The organism is Spirosoma flavus, assembly GCF_054778555.1.
The window spans coordinates 254,735-274,499 of sequence record NZ_BAAGZL010000001.1 but is presented as its reverse complement, the minus strand read 5'-3'; the positions used below and the strand labels follow the sequence as shown (position 1 = coordinate 274,499).

Below are 19,765 nucleotides of genomic sequence, written 5' to 3'. Positions count from 1 at the left end.
TCACTCTTTCGCTCTTTGAATTGCTCTTTCCTATATGCTTGTCGAAGTTTGTGCTTATTCCCTCGAATCCTGCCTGACTGCCCAGATGGCCGGAGCCGGACGTATTGAATTATGTGGTGGTATGGCCGAAGGTGGTACTACGCCGAGCGCTGGCTTGATTCAACTGGCCCGAAAGCATCTAAAAATCCCGTTTTACGTCATGATACGTCCACGCGGTGGTGATTTTCTATACACCGAAACCGAACTAGACGTAATGCAGGCCGATATAAAACTGGCCAAATCGCTCGGTGCCGATGGAGTAGTTTTGGGCCTATTACGTCCCGACGGAACGGTTGACGAGGAACGTAGCAAAGCTTTAATTGAATTGGCTTATCCCCTACCTGTTACGTTCCACCGCGCTTTCGACATGACCCGCGATCCGCTGGAAGCGTTGGAAGCCGTCATTCGTACGGGAGCGGTCCGTATTCTAACATCTGGTCAGCAACAAACTGTTGGTGCCGGACTTGCTACGTTACGTCAGCTGGCGCACCAGGTGGGCAATCGAATCGAAATTATGGCGGGTGCGGGCGTGAATGAACGTAACGCCAAAGCCCTTATCGACGCGGGTGTTCATGCGCTACACTTGAGCGGCAGTCGTAAAGAAGATAGTGACATGACGTATCGCCAGCCAGCAGTGTCTATGGCCTCGTCTGTGCCGGGTGAATATGAGTATGTAGAAGCTAGCGCTGAAAAGATTCGGGCTGTAGTTTCACTGGCAAACTAATCCGTGATGGTGAGGAACGAAGCATAACAAGAAGGCTACAATACAATCGCTCTATTTCCGGAAATAAAAACGCGGTCATTAAAAACCAGTTTTAGCGCCTGCGAAAGCACGATTTTTTCGACGTCTTTTCCTTCCGTCGCCATGTCAGCGGCTGTTTGACGATGGTTTACTTCTTTCACATCCTGCGCAATAATGGGCCCCTCGTCTAAATCGTTATTGACAAAATGGGCCGTTGCGCCGATAATTTTCACGCCACGTTCGTATGCCTGCCGATACGGATTAGCACCTATAAACGCGGGCAAAAAGGAGTGGTGAATATTTATAATCCGGTTGGGAAACTGGTTCACGAAACCCGGCGTCAGCACGCGCATGTATTTGGCAAGTACCAGGTACTCTGGCTCGTAAATCGCCAGCGTTCGCAAAATAGCCTGCTCATGTTCTTCGCGGGTTTTGTCTTCGTGCGATACGTAGTGAAACGGTATCCCGAACTTTCCGACCAGCGGTTGCAGCAAATTGTAGTTACTGACCACCGCTAGAATCGTCGCATCCAATTCGTCGAATGCGTAACGTATCAATAATTCGCCAAGGCAATGGTGCTCTTTGGTAACCAGCACCACAATGTTTTTCTTCCGTTTTGGATTCAGTCGGAACGTAATGGCTTCCTGATTAGCGCCTTCGGGCAACGTAGTACGTAATTCGTGCAAAAGCGCTCCACTATTAAACGTAGCGTTTCCTGATTCGAACTCCGTCCGCATAAAAAATTGCCCTGACGGACTGACGTACTCGTCGTTATGAATAATGTTCAGACCATGCCGAAACAGAACGCCTGTTACGTGGTAAATCAGCCCTTTGCTGTCGGGCCCATCCATCAGCAATACGTGTTTGTCAGAAACCGTCATTCGTGGTTTTGAAGAAATTGGCCAAAAGTAGCGAATAGCAGCCATTTATTCCTTTACTTTGGCCCGTAAGCCCTTCTCCCTATGGTAAATCGACGACGTTTTTTAACCCTTAGCTCCTTAGCCGGACTCTTTCCCACACTATCGTTTGGCTCCAAAGCCCCCGTAGCTTCTTCAACAACTGACAATGCTTTTATTGCGGAAACTGCCCCCCCTCCGCCAATGGTCATTTCGACCTGGAAACAACCCAAAGCCAACGCAGCTGCCCAAGCTGCTCTCGACAAAGGCGGAAGTGCGTTGGATGCCGTTGAAGCGGGTGTCCGCATACCCGAAGCCGACCCCAAAGACACTAGTGTTGGCTACGGCGGGCGCCCTGACCGCGACGGTCACGTAACACTCGATGCCTGCATCATGGACGAAAAAGGCAATGCGGGCTCCGTTACGTTCCTGGAGCATATTATGCACCCGATTTCGGTGGCCCGTGCTGTGATGGAAAAAACGCCCCACGTAATGCTCAGTGGCGAAGGAGCACTAAATTTTGCGCTATCGCAGGGGTTTAAGAAAACAAATCTGCTGACAAAAGAATCGGAAGTGGCCTGGAAAAAATGGCTCAAAACGGCCCAATACAAGCCAGTGATCAATATCGAACGACATGACACCATTGGCATGCTGGCCATCGATGCCAAGGGAAATATTTCGGGGGCGTGTACCACAAGTGGCTTGGCCTACAAGATGCGTGGCCGTATTGGCGACTCGCCAATAATTGGCGCGGGTTTATTTGTCGATAATGAAATTGGCGGAGCCTGCGCGACCGGTCTGGGCGAACTGGTGATGCGCACGTGCGGTTCGTTTCTGGTGGTAGAATTGATGCGTCAGGGGCGCACTCCACAGCAGGCCTGCGAAGAAGCCGCGTTACGTATCGTGAAGAAGCAGGACTATAAAGATATTCAGGTAGGCTTTCTGGCTGTAAACAAAAAGGGCGAGTTTGGTGCTTATAGTATACAACCAGGTTTCAACTATACACTAACTAAAAACAAAAAGACAGAGGTGACCGATGCAAAATCCTATTTAAAATAAACAAGTTTTTCTTTTATTGTTTATAGTGTTTAATTGCCCTGCAAAGACTGGGCAATCAGTCCTGGTAAATAATAGCCCAAAAATTATTAACTACATTGGAATCGGTATTCTCAACATCGAAGCGGAAACTCCTGCTGGAAGTCGCCTGGGAGGTATGTAATCAGGTAGGTGGAATTTATACGGTTATCCGGTCGAAAGTGCCAGCGATGGTCGAAAAGTGGGACGATAACTACGTAGCGCTCGGTCCTTATTTTCCACAACGGGCAGCTCCCGAATTTGAACCTATTACGGACTCTGACGAAACTGAAATCGGACAGACCGTCCGGAAGATGCGGCAGCTGGGTTACGGCGTCGAATATGGATATTGGCTTGTTACCGGACGGCCGCGTGTGGTTCTGTTTGATATCAACAGCATCAGTGGTGAAAAGCTCAACGACATCAAAACGCAGTTGTGGATAAATCATCAATTATCCACGCTCAATGTTGAAGACCTGGTCAATCAGACGATTGCTTTCGGCGAAATGGTACGTGTGTTTATCACGATTCTGGCTGAAGGACATTCAAAACGGGTTGATTTCGTGGCGCATTTCCACGAATGGATGGCCAGCACGGGTCTGCCTGATCTCCGTCGCGATAACGTAAAAGTAGCTACCGTATTTACCACCCACGCTACTATGCTTGGTCGCTATCTGGCTCAAAATGAGCCCGGTTTCTACGGAAAACTACCTTTCTTCGACTGGCGACGCGAAGCGCAGCATTACGGCATTGAAACCCAGGCTACTATTGAGCGGCTGGCAGCGTTACAATCCCATGTTTTCACCACGGTCAGCGACGTAACGGCTCGCGAATGTGAGGTCTTTCTGGGACGTAACCCCGATTTGATCCTACCCAACGGACTGAACGTAACGCGCTTTGCGGCCGTTCACGAATTCCAGAATCTGCATGTTCGCTATAAGCAGAAGATACATGAGTTTGTAATGGGCCACTTTTTCCAGACGTATTCGTTCGATCTGGAAAAAACATTGTACTTCTTTACATCAGGCCGTTTCGAATTTACCAACAAAGGGTATGATCTGACTCTCGAAGCGCTGGCCCGGCTTAATTACCGAATGCGGCAGGCCAACATGGATACGACGGTGGTCATGTTTATGGTGACGAAACAACCGTACACATCCATCAACCCCGACGTACTGCATTCCCGCGCCCTACTCGATGAAATTCAGGAAACTACGCAGGCTATTGAAAAGCAGGTTGGCGAACGGCTTTTCCATGCGGCAGCGTCCAACACTCAATCGACGACGCTACCGGATTTAAACAGTTTTGTGGATGAATACTGGCGTCTACGGCTTCGACGTACCGTTCAAAGCTGGAAAACCAAGCAGTTGCCGCCTTTTGTGACGCACAATCTAATCCAGGAAGACGACATGACGCGCTTCATCCGCCAGGCGAATCTGGTGAATAACGAGCAAGACCGGGTCAAAATCGTTTATCACCCTGATTTCATTGCGTCTACCAATCCATTGTTTGGCCTCGATTACAGCCAGTTTGTGCGGGGTTGTCATCTTGGCGTGTTTCCGAGTTATTACGAACCCTGGGGCTATACACCGCTCGAATGCGTTGTCCGTGGTATTCCAACGGTAACCAGCGATCAATCGGGTTTTGGCGATTTTATCATGCAGATTATGCGTGACTACGAAAACCGGGGTATTTACGTCATCAATCGCCGGACTCAATCCTTCAATGAAGCCGCCGACCAGTTAGCCGACGTACTCTATCGCTTCGTTCGAATGGCTCAGCGCGACCGAATCAAGCAACGAAACCTAGTCGAAAGCATCGCCGATGTATTTGACTGGGGCAGCCTCCGCTCCTATTACGACACCGCGCATGATTTAGCCCTCAAGCGGAAAAAACCATAATCTGATGTAGAATGTATGAACTATGATGTATGTTAGGTTGGTTAGGCAGCCTATATCATAGTTCATACATTCTATATCATACATCCAATGATACGTATCGGCATTATTAACGTTTCCGACCGGGCCAGCGCGGGTGTTTACGAAGACATTCCGGGTAAAGCGGTGGTCAGTTTGCTGACCGAATGGCTCACCAGCCCCTGGGAACCCGTTTACCGAATTATTCCCGACGAACAGGATCAACTCGAAGCCACGATGATTGCCCTGGCCGATGAAGAGAATTGCTGTCTGGTTGTCACAACAGGAGGTACTGGTCCGGCGCTACGTGACGTAACGCCCGAAGCGACCGAAGCCGTTTGCCAAAAAATGCTGCCCGGTTTTGGGGAATTGATGCGTCAGGAGAGTTTGAAATACGTACCAACTGCCATTCTATCCCGCCAGACGGCGGGCATACGTAACAAAACGCTGATTCTGAATCTACCGGGCCGTCCCAAAGCGATTGGGCAATGCCTGTCCGTTGTATTCCCGGCCATTCCTTACTGCATCGACCTCATCGGCGGTCCATTTCTGACCACCGACGAATCGAAAATGAGCGTATTCCGGCCTAAGAATTAACGGTTGCTACCTTGGAAAGCTCACTTTTCCCATCGTTATGCTGGGAACACCCTGCCTATCTCCAAACGACGTAGTGCCACCCGCCAAACTTTCGTTGGCCAGCACCGCGAATAGAACCGCTTCTTTAGCATCTCCATTGATACCCAGTTCATCAGTACGTCCGAACGTACTGTTTGGAAGCGCTTGCTGAATAGCGCCTGTTAAGGCCGGATTGTGCATTCCGCCACCGCTCATGTAAATTCGATACGTTTCGTTGGGCTGCATTACACGCCGGATGCTATCGACAATCGTATCGGCGCTAAACTGAACGAGCGTAGCCATCAGATCAGCCGGAGCGAGATGACTGGTCTGACTTTGCTCCTGTGCTTTTATTACGTAGTCAACATTGAACACCTCCGGGCCGGTTGTTTTGGGAAACGGAGCATCAAAAAATGGATTCTTTTTTAACGCTTGTAACAAGGTTTCATTAGGCGTTCCCTGACGAGCCAGCTTGCCATCTTCGTCATAAGCCTTATTCAGGAGCTTTCGGGCATAAGCGTCCAGCAACGTATTACCGGGGCCCGTATCGGTTGTGAATACGTTTCGGGCATCGGCATCGGCGGGTAAATACGTAAAATTGGCGATACCGCCCATATTGAGCAGTATGCGGTTCTCGCTCGGCGTGGATTCGCCAGCACTAGAAAAAACAAAATAATCGCCGTAAACGGCCAGAGGAGCTCCTTCGCCCCCGTGCGCTACGTGCTTCTGTCGAAAATCGCTGAACGTAATGACGCCCGTAACAGCCGCAATGTGGTCGCCGTCGCCAATCTGTAACGTAGCATTCGGAAACCTTTCCTGACGATGCTGCGTCCGTGGCGCATGATAAACGGTCTGGCCGTGGCTGGCAATGATATCTATGCTCTCAGACGCTACGTTCCACAGCCGTAAACAGTCCAGAATCATCTGCCCGTGCAACCGGCCAATGTAGGCGTTCAACAGACAAAGGTGCTCAAAATCAATTTCTTTCCGGGCAAAAATGCGCCGGATATCAGCTTTCAGCTCATCGCCATAAGGCAATGTAGCAAACTGTTCAATCGTTACGTTTGTAGCGGGTCCACTGCCCGAAATACGGCACAATGCTACGTCTAGCCCATCGAGCGACGTTCCCGACATTAAGCCTATGATACGTCGTTCCGGTTTGCGGGCAATATCATATAAATGCTGAATTTGTGCGTTCATTTTCAGTTAATTATATCTCTTTATGAGTATTTTGCAGGCTAATTCAAATGAATCAGGCCGTTAATCTACCTAAACCTGTCCACTATAAACTACGAAACGAATGAGTTTTTGGGGTGATGAACAGTTTACCTTCTTTGAAAGTACACTCTTTGCGGTATTGGGCCGCCAGGTCGATATTTTCGAAGCCCGGTTCTTGTCCGGGGGCGATATTAACACCGCTGCTCAGGTAATCACATCCGAAGGTACTTTTTTCGTCAAATGGAATTATGTCGATGATCAGGAGGACGTAGCGTTTCCGGATATGTTTGAAGCTGAAGCCAAAGGCCTCGATCTCCTCCGAGAAACGAAGACTTTCTGTATTCCCCATGTAATCGGCTACGGTCGGCAGGGCGACAAGACATACTTGGTTCTGGAATACATTGAGCCAGGTTCTCACGACGAAACGTATTGGGAGAAATTGGGGCAATCACTGGCCGCGCTGCACTCCCACACGCAGCCTCAATTTGGGCTGTTTTTTAATAACTACATCGGTTCACTAACCCAGTTAAATACCCTGACCAGTAATGGCTATGATTTCTTTTTTGAGCATCGCCTATTACCCCAGGCCGGTCTGGCTTTTTATAAAGATCTTCTGCCAAAAACGGCTTACGACGCCCTTTTCCGACTGCAGGCATTACTCCCTGAATTGTTGCCTGCCGAACGCCCGGCCCTTATCCACGGCGATTTGTGGTCAGGGAACGTAATGATTAACGAAGCTGGCGCGCCGGTACTGATTGACCCGGCCATTTACTACGGTTTTCGTGAAGCCGAGCTTGCATTCACGCGCCTGTTCGGCGGTTTCGACGAACGATTCTACGAAGCCTACGATGAAGCACTCCCTCTGCAAAGCGGTTTTCGCGAACGCATTGCCATCTACAATCTGTATCCACTGCTGGTTCATGTGAATCTGTTTGGCTCCGGCTACGTTAGCGGTGTAGAACGAGTTTTGAAACAGTTTTAATTAGGCCCCGACAGGTTCCGGCTGTCGGAGTCGCACCAGCGACTAATTGGGTAGCTACAACAGACAGCCGGAGCCTGTCGGAGCCCGCTTTTCTATGGATTTTACTTCTTTCGAACATTTTGAATTGAACCGGCAGCTATTGAACGCCGTGGCTGATCTGGGATATACCGAACCGACTCCAATTCAGCAGAAAACCATACCGCTGAGTCTGGGCAATCACGACGTATTAGGCATTGCACAGACCGGTACGGGTAAAACAGCGGCCTATCTGCTTCCGCTGCTGATGAAAATAAAATATGCGCAGGGTATGAACCCGCGCGCGTTGATTCTGGCCCCTACCCGCGAATTGGTGCTGCAAATCAACGAAGCCGTTGCACAGCTGGGTAAATACACCGACCTGCGACACGTAGCACTCTACGGCGGACTGGGCCCAAAGACACAGATTGAAACACTACGTAATGGCGTCGATTTATTGGTTGCCACCCCGGGGCGCTTCATGGACCTGTACCGGATGGGCGAAATTGTGACGAAAGAAATTCGTACCATGGTGCTGGATGAAGCTGATAAAATGATGGACATGGGTTTCATGCCTCAAATCCGGTCGATTTTAGAAGTTATTCCCACTAAACGGCAGAATTTACTTTTTTCTGCTACGTTCGGCGGACGCGTTGAGCGGCTCTCAGGCGAATTTCTCGAAGCACCCGTTAAAGTAGAAGTTTCCCCTCAGGCATCGACGGCCGAAATGGTTAACCAGGTTTTGTACGAAGTGCCAAATTTCCGCACCAAAATCAATTTTCTTGATTACCTGATTAGTAAGGATCAATTTCAGCGCGTAATCATCTTCGCCCGCACCAAGAGCACAGCCGAGAATATTTACAAGTTTCTGGCCCGTAAAGTGGTTGAATCCGATAAAATTCGGGTGATACACGCCAACAAAGGTCAGAATACACGTATCAACGCAATGGAGGCTTTTAAAGATGGCGCTCTTCAGGTTCTGGTCGCTACCGACGTAGCAGCCCGTGGCATCGATGTAGCGGAAGTAAGCCACGTGATCAATTTCGATTTACCGCTGATTTATGAGGACTACGTACACCGAATTGGACGTACCGGTCGTGCCAAACGTACCGGCGAAGCTATTACGTTCCTGACGATGGCGGAAGAATATCACGTGCAGAAAATCGAGAAAATCATTCGAATGACTATTCCGCGGCAGCCTTTGCCTCCACAGGTAGAAGTTACTGAAACACCATTCGATGAGCAGCAGGATATGTTACGTGAAATTGACCTGCAACGCCGAAAAGAAGACCCGGATTTTAAAGGAGCTTTCCACGAAAAAAAGGCTAAAAACCTGCCCAAAGTGCAGAAAGGCGCCAAATCAAAGTCAGGTCAAAATCAGTCAGTTAAATCAACTTCGGTCAGTAAACGCCCGGGTGCGAATGCTGGGCCTAAAACAAGTGCTGGAAAGCGGGTAAGTTTACGGCGCGGTCGTCGGTAATTCACTGATAATGTACTAACTTCGGTTCCTTTTTCGTTTTATCGAAACCAAACCTGTGGTTTAGTGCCCCCTATGCGTACTTGGATAAAACTGATGATGTATTCTTTTGTTGGATTGCCAATTCTGTCGGCAGCCCAGCCTAAGCAGCTTATTATATCAGCGCGTTCAGGGACCGCTATTCAGGCGCCAGGTAGCCCGCAGGAATCGATTCAAAGCACAGAATCCACTTTGGCCGAAACCAGCGGGGGTGCCATTAATACCTTGCCTCTACTGGGTGAACACACAAAATCCAGTGATCAGATTGATCAGGAAATCCGTTTTCTGAACGACTGCGACCGTAATTTCGCCAGCCGATCGGATGCCAGCGATTTTTTTGCCGCGCGTGGCTGGGATTACGTCGATAAAGGTCAACTCGATACAGCCGCCCATCGCTTCAATTTATCCTGGTTGCTAAACCATGAAAATGCGGATGCTTATTGGGGTTTAGGTGTTGTCTGTTATCAGAAGAACCATCTTTCAGACGCTGTCAGGATATTAAGGAAAGGAACAGCAATAGCCGATAGCAACACCGTTTTGTTAACTGATTTGGCTACTGTCGAAATTAAATGTTATCAGGAGAAGCCTAATACCGATATGCTGGCCGAAGCCGAAGCGCATTTACAGCGGGCTGTTACGTTAAATCCGAATGCGTTATCGCTTCAGAAGCTTTCCGTTGTTTATTTTCTGAAAGCCGACTATCCCAAAGCCTGGGATTATTTCCATCAGGCACGTAGCATTGACCTTTCGTCGCTGGATTTAACGTACCTCAACGAGCTAATTGCTAAACAGCCAGACCCCAAAGGTATTTTCAAATAAAAAAAAGCCGTCGTTGTATGCGACGGCTTTTTTATGAGCGAATATATTAGCTATTCAACGTACAATACTTCGTTCGCCAGAAAATCCTGATACGTTTGTTCGATACCTTCTTTTAGCTCGGTTGTGTGCTTCCAACCCATTTCGTGCAACCGCGATACGTCCATGAGCTTACGGGGAGTTCCATCTGGTTTTTCGGTATTCCAGTTTAACTCGCCCTCAAAACCAACAGCTTCCTTCACCATTTCAGCCAGTTCACGTATCGTTACGTCCTCGCCGGTGCCGATGTTCACAAATAATTCGTCGCTGTAGTGCTGCATCAGATAATAGCAGGCATCAGCTAAATCGTCGGCATGAAGAAACTCGCGCCGTGGCGATCCGGTTCCCCAGACTTCAACAGCGGGCTGATCGTTAATTTTTGCTTCGTGAAACTTCCGAATCAGCGCTGGTAATACGTGCGAACCCTGCAAATCGTAATTATCATTCGGGCCATACAGGTTGGTTGGCATGGCCGAAATAAAATTACAGCCGTACTGACTTCGGTAAGATTCACAAAGTTTTATACCCGTAATTTTCGCAATGGCGTATGGCTCGTTTGTTGACTCCAGAAATCCGCTTAGCAGATATTCTTCCTTTAAGGGCTGTGGAGCCATTTTCGGATAAATACAAGACGAACCCAGGAACAACAACTTCTTAACGCCTGTTACATAAGCCTGATGAATGATATTTGATTCAATCATTAGGTTATCATACAGAAATTCGGCACGATAGATGTTATTGGCCATAATACCGCCAACTTTAGCGGCCGCCAGAAAAACGTATTCAGGTTGCTCCTCCGCAAAAAAATCAGCGACAGCAGACTGGTTACGTAAATCTAGTTCGGATGACGTGCGAGTGATCAGGTTGGTATAACCTTCCGCCTGAAGTTTGCGAGTAATTGCCGAACCCACCATACCACGATGTCCGGCGATATAAATACGAGCCTGTTTTTCCACAGATGACTAAGAAACAAACCGCAGACAAGCAGGCGGTTTAATGATAAAATAATAAAGCTTTCTTTAGCGTTGCAAAAGTAACAAACTTAAGGCCACAACCGTTTCCAGACGCCATGTTTGCTCCTGATTTCAAACTGACAATTCTTTTTTTATTATTCAATGGGTCACTGATGCTTGCTCAGGCCCAGGCTCCAACTGCCCCGTCGTCGTTGACCACAACTTCGAAACCGGTACTGGAATCGTCGGGGGCGCCGGCTTCGCCCTTCTCGTCTGTGCCTTCGTCGTTAACCACGCTCGGCCTGCCAACCATGTCTTCGCTGAAAGATCAGAAAGATTCTTATCTGGCTGAGGTTAAAGATTTAGGGCTGAAAGTAAAAGAGTTAAAAAAATTAAAGGCCAACAAAAAAGCTAAAAACAAGCAGTCTAAAACGGAGTATGAAGGACTGTCGATGGTAAAAGCCTATACTAAAATCGGTAGTGGCGATCGGACCATCGTGGAAGAGTTTCATATTTTGCGCGATAACGACGCGGTCAAGCCCCTACCCTACGTCCGCGAAATCTACCGATATTACCAAAAATCAGGTCGCGTAACGAGTTCTATTGTTCGCGATGAAGGCACGGGTTTGTTAATGCATGGCCCCTACAAACGCTATCAAAACGGCGATCTCGTAGAAGAAGGATTTTACTACGCTGGGATGAAAGATGGTCGCTGGGAAAAGTACGACAGCCATTTCATGCTTACCGATAAGATGCGCTGGCATCGGGGGGTTCCGGCTGAATCAAGACTGGTGTTCTATGATTCATCACATCACAAAATCAAAGAAATTATTCCGATCGAATACGGCAAAGTGAAAGGAAGCTACATGGCTTTCCACGAAAATGGCATTCTAGCTGAGGAAGGTAAATACGACAACGGCGTTAAAATTGGCCGTTGGACCGAATATTATCCAATTAGCCCCAGCGGTCGACGTATGCGCCGAAAACTCACCCAGCACGCTGCCGATCGTTGGGACAGTGAGTTCGAATCGTATGTAATTACGGAGTGGGACGAAAAAGGAAAAGTAACTTTCGAGCGTGCGAAAGAGAAGGTCGTGGAGGATGATGAAACAAATAATTAGCTAATGTAGCGCGGAGGGCAATATACAGACGTTAAGTTACAGGATGCAGATTGTCTTCCGCGCTATGATAGCTAAATCCCTTTCGCCGGATTACCGAATACTGTTGCTCCTGCTGCTACGTTCTCAATTACGACTGAACCGGCACCAACGCGGGCATTTTTGCCGATTGTAATTCCCGCGACAATAATAGCCCCGGCACCTACAAAGGCACCTTCTTCTACTGTGGCTCCGCTGTTAATTAAGCTACCCGTCCCAATTTGAACGTAATCACCTAGTTTAGCCTGACTTTCGATGACGGCTCCTGACTGAATTATACAATGCTGCCCGATTTCGGCATAGGGATTGACAACCGCTCTGGCCGCAATCAAATTTCCGTGGCCGATGCTGGCTAATGTCGAAACGATGGACGTATCATGGATGGCATTGACGGGCTGCACTTTGCGCCGTTCATTCAACATTTTCACCAGTCGCTTACGTACCCGCGCGTCGCTGATCGCTACAAAGGCTTCGCACTTATGGCCGATTAATTTTAGAAAGCCGTCATCGTCGGTATCGCCCAAAACCGATACGTCACCAAACTCCTTTCCGTGCAGTTCTTTATTGTCGTCTAACAGACCATACACTACTACGTTATTCCGTTGAAACAGGTCTAAAGCCGTTACGCCAAGACTACCTGCTCCGAAAATAAGCACTGGATTTTCCATTAAGTTGATACGTATTTGCTACGTTGTGAGATCGTAATTATCTATAGTAACACCTATCGCTTGTAGAAAAATTGCAAGGGGTCAGAATATTTAAATACGTAGTGTGTCGCTTCCGCGAATTTTTGGCCTGAAACGATTTTGTAAGGTAGCGGTTCTATAGGCGATACGAAAGTCGGTAACTCGTAACCGAAATCCGAGCAGCTTTTCCGATAAATGGCTTCACGAGTGGGATGCTTGGGAGCAACAGCGTTGAACGTACCGGCTATTGGCTGCTGAATCAACGTGGATAAAATACCCACCGCATCGTCGCGATGCAGGTAATTAACCGGCAACGTACCGCTATCAACGCTACGCCCGGCCACGTATTTACCAGGAATACGGTCGTAACCCATTAATCCGGCACAACGAACGATAATCACCAGTCGATTTGGGGCAAGACTACGTATCAATTCCTCTGCCTGAAACAAGGCTGGAGCCGCTGAGTGATCAAGCTTTGTTACGTCGTCTTCGTGTGCTACGTGATCTGCTACATTGGCGCTTACATCAGGATAAACGGATGTGGAACTGACGTAGATGATATTCCTGACAGGCGAATTGCGTATGGCCTCAGTTAGCAACTGAATTTGTTGTGGGTGATGCGTATCGCCGAATTTGCCGGCTTTGGGTGGTACGTTAATAACCAACGTATCGGACTGGAGTAGCGTATCCAGATTACCAACTGGTTCCGGATTTAGTTGAAGCAGGTACGCATCAATACCTTTATCACGCAAAGCAACCAATTTTTCGGGCGATGTTACGCTCCCTTTTACGCGAAATCCTTCAGCTTTTAAATTTTCGGCTAGAGGCAGGCCAATCCAGCCCAGGCCAATAATGGAAACGGTTTGAGAAGGCATAATTTATAGACCAATGCCGAAACTGAGCGCCCGAACATCCGGCCCTTTTCCGGGTTGAAATAGCGGACTAAGGTCATATTTCACGAAAAAATCGAAGCTGCGAATGCCTATTTGAGCCATTAGCCCATATCGATAATTATTGAGGTAAAAATCGAAGTGCCGCCGGTCGGTGCTGCCATCGTCTACTTTTATTTTACGATAGCTGTCAAGCCGGTAATTAATGTAGCCACCTACCCCAAAATGACCAACTTTACGGCCGCTGCTGTTATAAAAGGTCAGCCGGGGAACAACTGGGAGCCCGATGGTACAGATTGTTAACTTGCTTTTTTGCAACTCACGGCCCGCATCCGGAAATTCTACCGTTGTAGGTCCTTTTACAGCTATATTATTACCCTCAAACATGAAATTATTCCAAGCAACCTCAACGCCATAATACAGTTTCAACGTAGTATAACGCCCCGGAATAAGTGTAGGTGTAGCTCCTACCGACAGCGCTACGTATCGGGAGCCCAGTGGCGATAAATCGTAATCGGTTTCAGGAAAAGCCGGATTTGTGCTCTGCTGAATAAAACTATTGAGTCCAAAACTGGCGCCAATATCAAGCCCTCGGCTTTCGTGGCGTTTGCGTCTTCTACGTTCCTCTTCTTCTCGGTCACGGTCGCGCTGCCTGTCGGATTCACTACGTTCGGTAGAGGCTGTCTCAGTTTTCGTATTCGTAACAATGGTCGTACCGTTATCCGTCTTAACGACTAACACCGTATCCTTCAAAAACCGGTCACCTCCTTGCGAAATTGCCGTCTGGCCACCCTGAACAGAATCCAGCTTCATGCCCATTTCACGTACAATCTTGTTAAGGTCATAGTTCGATAGCGCTTGAATACCTGCCTTGTCGGGCGCGTAAATAACCAGCCTCGTCCGATTCGCAAATCGAATAACTAGTGAATCAGTAGGGCTCAGCGATTTCGCATGAGCGTTCCATGTCGCAGTACTGATGAGTGTGGCAATTACCACACGCAGTAACGTATTCATTGTTTGGTGGATTTATCTTTCTCTAAACTATGCTTGAGCCCTGTATAAGCCCGACTTAACAAACCTCGATCTTCACTGGGTTGATTATCGCGTCGGGCAAATATTTCGCCCTCTTTGAATCGTTTTACCTGATTCCATAAACCACCTGTTTTTGCTGATTTCTCTGGATTCTGATCCGTATCAGTAATCGATTTTTCTGTGTTGACTTCTTTTATCTCCTGCCGAGCTGCTACCAATGCTTCTGGCTCGGCAATTGTTACAACCAGAACGCGCTCAGAAGCAGGCGTTGATTTTGCAGGCGTTTCAATAGCAGCTATCTGACTAGAGTTTACGGCATTGATCGGTGCTACGTTCGGTCGTGCTTCAGTTGCTTTAGGTTGGCTTTGAGTTGGTTCAACTTGTGCTAGAACGGGTTCGTTACGTTCGGGCATGACAACTATTTTCTGACCGCCAATCGATGGGCTACTACGTTTATTTTGCGTGGCGGCTGCCAACTGCGTTTCTTCAGCTAACGTAGCTTGCTGAGTGGACATAGCATCATTTGTAGATGGCACTTGTGTTGGCTGGGTTTCAATAGCTTTCGTTGCAGGATTTTCAGACTGTTCTTTTTGCAACTTATTAACTGCCACGTTGTTACCACTTGTAACCGATTTAGTATCAGAAGGCCAGTAGCGCCAGCCTACTGTACAAACTAATACCAGGCAGGCAGCAGCCGCTACGTAGCGTTGCATTTCTGGATTCCGCCAGAAGACAAGCCGAGGTTCTGTTGTACGCTGACCCATACGTGCCTGCAACCGCTCAAACCCATCAGCGCTAGGCCGTAGCGACATATCACCCAACTTTCGGGCAAATAAGTCGTCAATTGGCTGTTTTTCGGTATGTTTTTTCATAATAGTCAGTCCGGTATTCCGGTTCCTGTTCCAATTTTTTTAAGTTCGTCTGCAACAGCGTCCTCGCCCGGCTCAGCTGCGACTTGGATGTTCCTTCTGAAATCCCCAGCATTTCGGCAATTTCGGCATGAGCATATCCTTCAATGGCATATAAGTTAAATATGGTACGATAACCGTCAGGTAGTTGATTCACCATACGTAGTAAGTCCTGTTCGTTCAACGTAGCGTCTGCCCATTCATAATCGGGTTCGGCTGTTGTTTCTTCAATCGGAATTTCCTGCCTCCACTGTTTATTTCGCCGTAAAAACATTAATGATTCCGTTACCATAATCCGGCGAATCCACCCTTCAAAACTCCCCTCCTCCCGAAATTGCTCAATTTTGTCGAAGACGCGCATAAACCCATCCAGCATTACCTCTTCAGCATCGGCACGGTTAGCACAGTAACGCGTACAAACGGCCAGCATTTTTCCCGCAAATCGTTCGTAAACAACCTTATGGGCGCGACTTTCGCCACGCTTCAAGGCAGTGATCAACTGCGCTTCGGTTGTAAAAAACGGTATAAGTCGGAGCATATTTTATTTAGGTTCGCCGATAAGATGCAAGATAGAATGTATCAGGTTGCATCTGATTTATTTTTTTGCCCAGTAATTTTCTCGTCCAATAAAAAAGGGCTTGTTAAAGCCCTTTTACGTATTTAATACCCGCTACGTAGTGCAACCAGACAACGCGCGAAATTCGAAAATTGATAGGTGCAATTAATACCATAAGTGGAGCAATGATAGCCGCATATACCCAACCCTCAGGATCACCAGCCCAATAAAATAATAGAAATCCTACGACTAAAGCGACACCACCTGAAATGGCGTAGCTAACATACATGGCTCCAATAAAATAACCCGGTTCGACTTCGTAGCGCAGTCCGCAATGCGGGCAATGCTCATGCATTTCGTCGAAACCTCTTGGCGTGTAGAAAGGACGTTTGAAAATTTTTCCTTTTCTACATCTGGGACATAGCCCTTTTAACACGGCCTGCAATTTCGATACGTCGCCCATACTCTTGTTTACTATGACGATACCACAAATAGCCGATCGAAGCGACGATAAGGTAAGGAGCAATTAGTAGATACACAATTCCAAAATTCAAATCTGACGCTACTACGCTACGTCCATTACTCACCGTGCTTTCGACTGTACTCCGACACATAGCGCACTGCGCCATTAAATCGGGCGAAACGGCTACAATGAGCACAATTATCAACCACACTTGCCAACGTCTCATTTTCTATTGAATTAATGAATGTAATACGGTTTTATCATCAGGTACACAATTACGCCTGTTATACTAACGTAAAGCCAGATTGGAAATGCGTATTTTACAGTCTGTTTATGTTTTAAAATTTGTCCGCTTAAAGCAAAATAAACGGCACGTAGCACGAACCAAACAACAACAACTGATAACACAATGTGTGATATCAACAGAAAATAGTATACAGGCCGTATCCAGCCTTCTCCACCAAATGGCGTCGATTCATTAGTTAAATGGTAAAGTACGTAACTAACTAGAAAAAATGAACCTAAAGCAAAAGCGGCCAGCATTGTTCGTTTATGGGCCATTATATTCTTCTGCTTAATGAAGTAAAATCCTAGAAGTAGTAAAACTGAAGTGATGGAGTTAATAATACCGTTAATGTGCGGTAAATACGTTGTCCACGCACCTAAATCCACTTTCTGGCGAATACCCAGCAGCACAGCTACAGCAACCGGAATAGCTAAAGCTAGACCATTAATCACCCGATTAGCTTTTTGCTCCTGCGTGGCCTCTAGTACGTCCATGGGTTTATTCTTTATTATAAATATCTAGCAGAACTCGGATTTCAAGCACTAGACGATCAACATCTTCCTTATCTGTCCCGTCATAAAACCCTCTGACAATGCCTTCTTTATCTACTAAAACCAACTTTTGGCTGTGAATAAAAGTTTCGTCGGGTTTCCCTTCCTTTACACCTTTATCAACAGCTGGCAGATAATATCCATGCATAGCTAATTCGTAAATCGCAGCTTTGCTACCAGTCAGAAAATGCCATTTACCAGGGATAGCTTCGTATTTCTGAGCGTATGCTTTGAGTTTTTCAGGATTGTCGTGTTCAGGATCTACTGTATGTGAAAGAAAAACGATATCAGGATTATTCCGGAAAATATCCTGAACACGTGTCAGCTGCGACGACATACGTGGACATATTGTGCCACAGCGTGTAAAGAAAAAATCTGCTACGTATATCTTTCCTTTTACTATTGACTCATCGACCATTTTACCGTCCTGGTCAATAAGGCTAAAAGGAGGTATGTGGTTGTAAATTGTGTCTCTTATTACTTTCCCATTGATCAACGTTACGTTTCCAATCAACGGTTCGCCTTTGGCCGAATCAATTTTGGGTAAGTAACGTGGCAGTACGTAGTGATTTTGCGTACCAAAGCGGAGGAATAGATATAGTAAAGCCGGGATCAGCAACGTAGCGAGCAGAATCCCGGCCTTTCTAGATGTCGTCATGTATCAACCGAAAACTGAAACTCCAATAGAACCACCTTCTTTCAGTAGTGCAATCAGCAACCAAACGATAAAGATGATCGGAATAACGATTGCCCAGATAAGGCTTTTTACTTCGTGTTTCAAGTGCATAAATTCGCCAACGATGTAGAAGGCTTTTACCAGCGTCATTATGACGAAAATAGAAGTCCGTAAACCTCCCGCTTTCATCAGATAAGCCAAGGTAAATTCAACCATTGTGATACCTAATAGTATCCAAAATGTTTTCCAAATTACACCCGTATTTGCTGGTGGAATTTCGCCAACCTCGTGTGTACCGTGTGTGTGATCAGACATGGTATAAAATCGTTTATTAAACCAGATAGAAGAACGTAAATACGAATACCCAAACCAGATCGACAAAGTGCCAGTAAAGACCAACTTTCTCAACCATCTCATAATGGCCCCGACGAGCGTAAAGACCAGTAGCGGCCCTGTAGAAAATCAGGATATTTAAGACCACACCACTAAATACGTGTGTTCCATGGAAACCTGTGATGAAGAAAAACAGATCAGCAAAAGCAGGAGGACCATATTGGTTTTCGACGAGGTTCGCGCCAAAAATGGTACGTTGAATTGTTTGTCCGTTTACAATTTCGCTGATGGTTGTACCAGTTTCTGTACCATGAATAAAGTGGCTCCACTCCCACGCCTGACTTCCCAGGAAAGTTAATCCGCCCAGGATCGTCCAGAGCATGTATTTCTCTACGTCTGCCTGATCCATCCGATGGCCAGCTTCTACAGCTAATACCATCGTTACGCTACTAAAAATCAGGATGAAGGTCATTATACCCACAAAAATCAGAGGAGCATGCACACCGTGCAAGAAAGGCACAGATGCATAAACCATCTCAGGGGTTGGCCAGTACAGGTTCGAAAACTTGAATACTTCGCCATAAATAGCAGGATCCCAGGCGGGATAGCTATATCGAATCAAGCCATAAGTGACCAGCAGAGCTGAAAATGTGAATGTATCCGAAATCAGGAAAAACCACATCATCAGCTTGCCGTAGCTCACCTTCATGGGTTCGACTCCACCCATCCAGATCTTTTTATCGAATACTGCGTCTGAATCGGTCGTCAGGGTATCGTGGGTTACACTAGCCGCCATGCGTCTAAAAGATTATCAATGAAAATAGACTAAAAAGAAAAACAAATACAACCACAAAATGTCTAAAAAATGCCAGTAAGTAGCGGCAATCTCTATTTGATTCAGGCTTTTCGCGTGGATTTTCAAACGAAAAGCAGCTACTAAAGCTACAACCAATACGATCAACCCTGAAATCAAATGGAAGCCGTGTAATCCTGTAAAAATATACATGAATGATCCGGCGGGATTTCCAACAAAAAACACGTTTTCATTGACTAAATCGACCCAGCCCTGAAACTGCATATACAGGAAGATGGCACCGAGTACAAAAGTAATAGTTATCGCTATCTTCAGACTGCCAAAGTTGTCTTTTTTTGCTGCTAAATAAGCCCAGTGCATCGTCAGACTACTGATTACCAGAACAACTGAGCTATAGCTAAAGATAGTCGGAATATCGTATTCTAGCCAGTTGCCCTCAGCACGACGTACCAAATAGGCACTGGTCATGGCCGCAAACAGCATAATAATGCTCACAATGAATAACCATAAAATGAATTTACGGGGATTCATCGAGAGCGTTTCTTCTGGCTCTTCTACAATTGAAATGTTGTTTACTAATTCGTTCATGGTT

General features: G+C 46.9%; 23 protein-coding genes. 8 read left to right on the top strand and 15 right to left on the bottom strand.

Translation table 11 applies throughout. From position 1 onward, the window contains the following. Positions 1-34 precede the first annotated feature (34 nt). Positions 35-763: a copper homeostasis protein CutC gene (locus tag ACYVF1_RS01085; protein WP_461074740.1), complete on the top strand. Its 729-nt coding sequence runs from the start codon at positions 35-37 to the stop codon at positions 761-763. A gap of 35 nt (positions 764-798) precedes the next feature. Here ACYVF1_RS01085 and purU read toward each other — a convergent pair whose 3' ends face one another. Beyond that, positions 799-1,662, bottom strand: a complete 864-nt coding sequence (purU, locus tag ACYVF1_RS01080; RefSeq protein ID WP_461074738.1) for a formyltetrahydrofolate deformylase — start codon at positions 1,660-1,662, stop codon at positions 799-801. 81 nt (positions 1,663-1,743) lie between these two features. Here purU and ACYVF1_RS01075 point away from each other — a divergent pair, with 81 nt between their 5' ends. The 3 genes from ACYVF1_RS01075 to mog all read left to right on the top strand — a co-directional run bounded on the left by ACYVF1_RS01075 (position 1,744) and on the right by mog (position 5,264). Beyond that, positions 1,744-2,736 carry an isoaspartyl peptidase/L-asparaginase family protein gene (locus tag ACYVF1_RS01075; RefSeq protein WP_461074736.1) on the top strand — a complete coding sequence of 331 codons (993 nt, stop codon included), beginning with the start codon at positions 1,744-1,746 and terminating at the stop codon, positions 2,734-2,736. A gap of 95 nt (positions 2,737-2,831) precedes the next feature. Next, positions 2,832-4,652, top strand: a complete 1,821-nt coding sequence (locus tag ACYVF1_RS01070; protein WP_461074734.1) for a glycosyltransferase — start codon at positions 2,832-2,834, stop codon at positions 4,650-4,652. An 87-nt stretch (positions 4,653-4,739) separates the two neighbouring features. Continuing rightward, on the top strand, positions 4,740-5,264 hold the full coding sequence (mog, locus tag ACYVF1_RS01065) for a molybdopterin adenylyltransferase (protein ID WP_461074732.1): 525 nt from the start codon (positions 4,740-4,742) through the stop codon (positions 5,262-5,264). A 6-nt stretch (positions 5,265-5,270) separates the two neighbouring features. On the opposite strand, the gene ACYVF1_RS01060 is transcribed toward mog, so the two are convergent. Further along, entirely contained in the window at positions 5,271-6,482 is a 1,212-nt protein-coding gene (locus ACYVF1_RS01060) for an anhydro-N-acetylmuramic acid kinase (RefSeq protein WP_461074730.1), read from the bottom strand. A 100-nt stretch (positions 6,483-6,582) separates the two neighbouring features. Between ACYVF1_RS01060 and ACYVF1_RS01055 the strand changes: the two genes are divergently transcribed. From ACYVF1_RS01055 to ACYVF1_RS01045, 3 genes are all read left to right on the top strand, one after another. Continuing rightward, positions 6,583-7,482 carry a fructosamine kinase family protein gene (locus ACYVF1_RS01055; RefSeq protein ID WP_461074728.1) on the top strand — a complete coding sequence of 300 codons (900 nt, stop codon included), beginning with the start codon at positions 6,583-6,585 and terminating at the stop codon, positions 7,480-7,482. A 94-nt stretch (positions 7,483-7,576) separates the two neighbouring features. After that, positions 7,577-8,977: a DEAD/DEAH box helicase gene (locus ACYVF1_RS01050; protein ID WP_461074726.1), complete on the top strand. Its 1,401-nt coding sequence runs from the start codon at positions 7,577-7,579 to the stop codon at positions 8,975-8,977. 93 nt (positions 8,978-9,070) lie between these two features. After that, positions 9,071-9,832: a tetratricopeptide repeat protein gene (locus ACYVF1_RS01045; RefSeq protein ID WP_461074724.1), complete on the top strand. Its 762-nt coding sequence runs from the start codon at positions 9,071-9,073 to the stop codon at positions 9,830-9,832. 50 nt (positions 9,833-9,882) lie between these two features. On the opposite strand, the gene fcl is transcribed toward ACYVF1_RS01045, so the two are convergent. Next, a complete protein-coding gene (gene fcl / locus ACYVF1_RS01040) occupies positions 9,883-10,824 on the bottom strand; it encodes a GDP-L-fucose synthase (protein ID WP_461074722.1) in 942 nt (313 codons plus the stop codon). A 170-nt stretch (positions 10,825-10,994) separates the two neighbouring features. On the opposite strand from fcl, the gene ACYVF1_RS01035 reads away from it, so the two are divergent. Then, positions 10,995-11,942 (top strand): toxin-antitoxin system YwqK family antitoxin, encoded by a 948-nt coding sequence (locus ACYVF1_RS01035; protein ID WP_461074720.1) that lies wholly within the window; start codon positions 10,995-10,997, stop codon positions 11,940-11,942. 71 nt (positions 11,943-12,013) lie between these two features. Here the strand turns inward: ACYVF1_RS01035 and ACYVF1_RS01030 are convergent, their stop codons facing one another. The 12 genes from ACYVF1_RS01030 to ACYVF1_RS00975 all read right to left on the bottom strand — a co-directional run bounded on the left by ACYVF1_RS01030 (position 12,014) and on the right by ACYVF1_RS00975 (position 19,761). Then, positions 12,014-12,646: an acetyltransferase gene (locus ACYVF1_RS01030; RefSeq protein WP_461074718.1), complete on the bottom strand. Its 633-nt coding sequence runs from the start codon at positions 12,644-12,646 to the stop codon at positions 12,014-12,016. A 53-nt stretch (positions 12,647-12,699) separates the two neighbouring features. Further along, a complete protein-coding gene (locus ACYVF1_RS01025; RefSeq protein WP_461074716.1) occupies positions 12,700-13,539 on the bottom strand; it encodes a Rossmann-fold NAD(P)-binding domain-containing protein in 840 nt (279 codons plus the stop codon). Positions 13,540-13,542: 3 nt separating this feature from the next. Continuing rightward, the gene (locus ACYVF1_RS01020; RefSeq protein ID WP_461074714.1) at positions 13,543-14,568 is read right to left on the bottom strand and encodes an outer membrane beta-barrel protein; all 1,026 of its coding nucleotides are present in this window, start codon (positions 14,566-14,568) and stop codon (positions 13,543-13,545) included. Further along, entirely contained in the window at positions 14,565-15,458 is an 894-nt protein-coding gene (locus ACYVF1_RS01015) for a hypothetical protein (RefSeq protein ID WP_461074712.1), read from the bottom strand. Before ACYVF1_RS01015 ends, ACYVF1_RS01020 begins: the two co-directional genes overlap by 4 nt. Beyond that, positions 15,427-16,032 (bottom strand): RNA polymerase sigma factor, encoded by a 606-nt coding sequence (locus ACYVF1_RS01010; RefSeq protein ID WP_461074710.1) that lies wholly within the window; start codon positions 16,030-16,032, stop codon positions 15,427-15,429. The genes ACYVF1_RS01015 and ACYVF1_RS01010 overlap by 32 nt, the downstream gene beginning before the upstream one ends. Before the next feature lie 103 nt (positions 16,033-16,135). Further along, on the bottom strand, positions 16,136-16,513 hold the full coding sequence (locus ACYVF1_RS01005) for a DUF983 domain-containing protein (protein WP_461074708.1): 378 nt from the start codon (positions 16,511-16,513) through the stop codon (positions 16,136-16,138). Further along, positions 16,458-16,739, bottom strand: coding sequence for a hypothetical protein (locus tag ACYVF1_RS01000; protein WP_461074706.1), 282 nt, complete (start codon positions 16,737-16,739; stop codon positions 16,458-16,460). The genes ACYVF1_RS01005 and ACYVF1_RS01000 overlap by 56 nt, the downstream gene beginning before the upstream one ends. An 11-nt stretch (positions 16,740-16,750) precedes the next feature. Next, entirely contained in the window at positions 16,751-17,293 is a 543-nt protein-coding gene (locus tag ACYVF1_RS00995; protein WP_461074704.1) for a DUF420 domain-containing protein, read from the bottom strand. Positions 17,294-17,297: 4 nt separating this feature from the next. Beyond that, positions 17,298-18,008: an SCO family protein gene (locus ACYVF1_RS00990; RefSeq protein ID WP_461074702.1), complete on the bottom strand. Its 711-nt coding sequence runs from the start codon at positions 18,006-18,008 to the stop codon at positions 17,298-17,300. 3 nt (positions 18,009-18,011) lie between these two features. Continuing rightward, positions 18,012-18,341 carry a cytochrome C oxidase subunit IV family protein gene (locus ACYVF1_RS00985; RefSeq protein ID WP_461074700.1) on the bottom strand — a complete coding sequence of 110 codons (330 nt, stop codon included), beginning with the start codon at positions 18,339-18,341 and terminating at the stop codon, positions 18,012-18,014. 16 nt (positions 18,342-18,357) lie between these two features. After that, positions 18,358-19,155: a cytochrome c oxidase subunit 3 gene (locus tag ACYVF1_RS00980; RefSeq protein ID WP_461074698.1), complete on the bottom strand. Its 798-nt coding sequence runs from the start codon at positions 19,153-19,155 to the stop codon at positions 18,358-18,360. 15 nt (positions 19,156-19,170) lie between these two features. Beyond that, a complete protein-coding gene (locus tag ACYVF1_RS00975; RefSeq protein ID WP_461074696.1) occupies positions 19,171-19,761 on the bottom strand; it encodes a cytochrome c oxidase subunit 3 in 591 nt (196 codons plus the stop codon). Positions 19,762-19,765 lie beyond the last annotated feature (4 nt).

Bases quoted from the DNA above. Each gene is read 5' to 3' on its own strand.
- ACYVF1_RS01085 (WP_461074740.1), top strand. From the start codon at position 35: ATGCTTGTCGAAGTTTGTGCTTATTCCCTCGAATCCTGCCTGACTGCC.
- purU (WP_461074738.1), bottom strand. From the start codon at position 1,662: ATGACGGTTTCTGACAAACACGTATTGCTGATGGATGGGCCCGACAGC.
- ACYVF1_RS01075 (WP_461074736.1), top strand. From the start codon at position 1,744: ATGGTAAATCGACGACGTTTTTTAACCCTTAGCTCCTTAGCCGGACTC.
- mog (WP_461074732.1), top strand. From the start codon at position 4,740: ATGATACGTATCGGCATTATTAACGTTTCCGACCGGGCCAGCGCGGGT.
- ACYVF1_RS01060 (WP_461074730.1), bottom strand. From the start codon at position 6,482: ATGAACGCACAAATTCAGCATTTATATGATATTGCCCGCAAACCGGAA.
- ACYVF1_RS01055 (WP_461074728.1), top strand. From the start codon at position 6,583: ATGAGTTTTTGGGGTGATGAACAGTTTACCTTCTTTGAAAGTACACTC.
- ACYVF1_RS01050 (WP_461074726.1), top strand. From the start codon at position 7,577: ATGGATTTTACTTCTTTCGAACATTTTGAATTGAACCGGCAGCTATTG.
- ACYVF1_RS01045 (WP_461074724.1), top strand. From the start codon at position 9,071: ATGATGTATTCTTTTGTTGGATTGCCAATTCTGTCGGCAGCCCAGCCT.
- ACYVF1_RS01035 (WP_461074720.1), top strand. From the start codon at position 10,995: ATGCTTGCTCAGGCCCAGGCTCCAACTGCCCCGTCGTCGTTGACCACA.
- ACYVF1_RS01030 (WP_461074718.1), bottom strand. From the start codon at position 12,646: ATGGAAAATCCAGTGCTTATTTTCGGAGCAGGTAGTCTTGGCGTAACG.
- ACYVF1_RS01025 (WP_461074716.1), bottom strand. From the start codon at position 13,539: ATGCCTTCTCAAACCGTTTCCATTATTGGCCTGGGCTGGATTGGCCTG.
- ACYVF1_RS01020 (WP_461074714.1), bottom strand. From the start codon at position 14,568: ATGAATACGTTACTGCGTGTGGTAATTGCCACACTCATCAGTACTGCG.
- ACYVF1_RS01015 (WP_461074712.1), bottom strand. From the start codon at position 15,458: ATGAAAAAACATACCGAAAAACAGCCAATTGACGACTTATTTGCCCGA.
- ACYVF1_RS01010 (WP_461074710.1), bottom strand. From the start codon at position 16,032: ATGCTCCGACTTATACCGTTTTTTACAACCGAAGCGCAGTTGATCACT.
- ACYVF1_RS01005 (WP_461074708.1), bottom strand. From the start codon at position 16,513: ATGGGCGACGTATCGAAATTGCAGGCCGTGTTAAAAGGGCTATGTCCC.
- ACYVF1_RS01000 (WP_461074706.1), bottom strand. From the start codon at position 16,739: ATGAGACGTTGGCAAGTGTGGTTGATAATTGTGCTCATTGTAGCCGTT.
- ACYVF1_RS00995 (WP_461074704.1), bottom strand. From the start codon at position 17,293: ATGGACGTACTAGAGGCCACGCAGGAGCAAAAAGCTAATCGGGTGATT.
- ACYVF1_RS00990 (WP_461074702.1), bottom strand. From the start codon at position 18,008: ATGACGACATCTAGAAAGGCCGGGATTCTGCTCGCTACGTTGCTGATC.
- ACYVF1_RS00985 (WP_461074700.1), bottom strand. From the start codon at position 18,341: ATGTCTGATCACACACACGGTACACACGAGGTTGGCGAAATTCCACCA.
- ACYVF1_RS00980 (WP_461074698.1), bottom strand. From the start codon at position 19,155: ATGGCGGCTAGTGTAACCCACGATACCCTGACGACCGATTCAGACGCA.
- ACYVF1_RS00975 (WP_461074696.1), bottom strand. From the start codon at position 19,761: ATGAACGAATTAGTAAACAACATTTCAATTGTAGAAGAGCCAGAAGAA.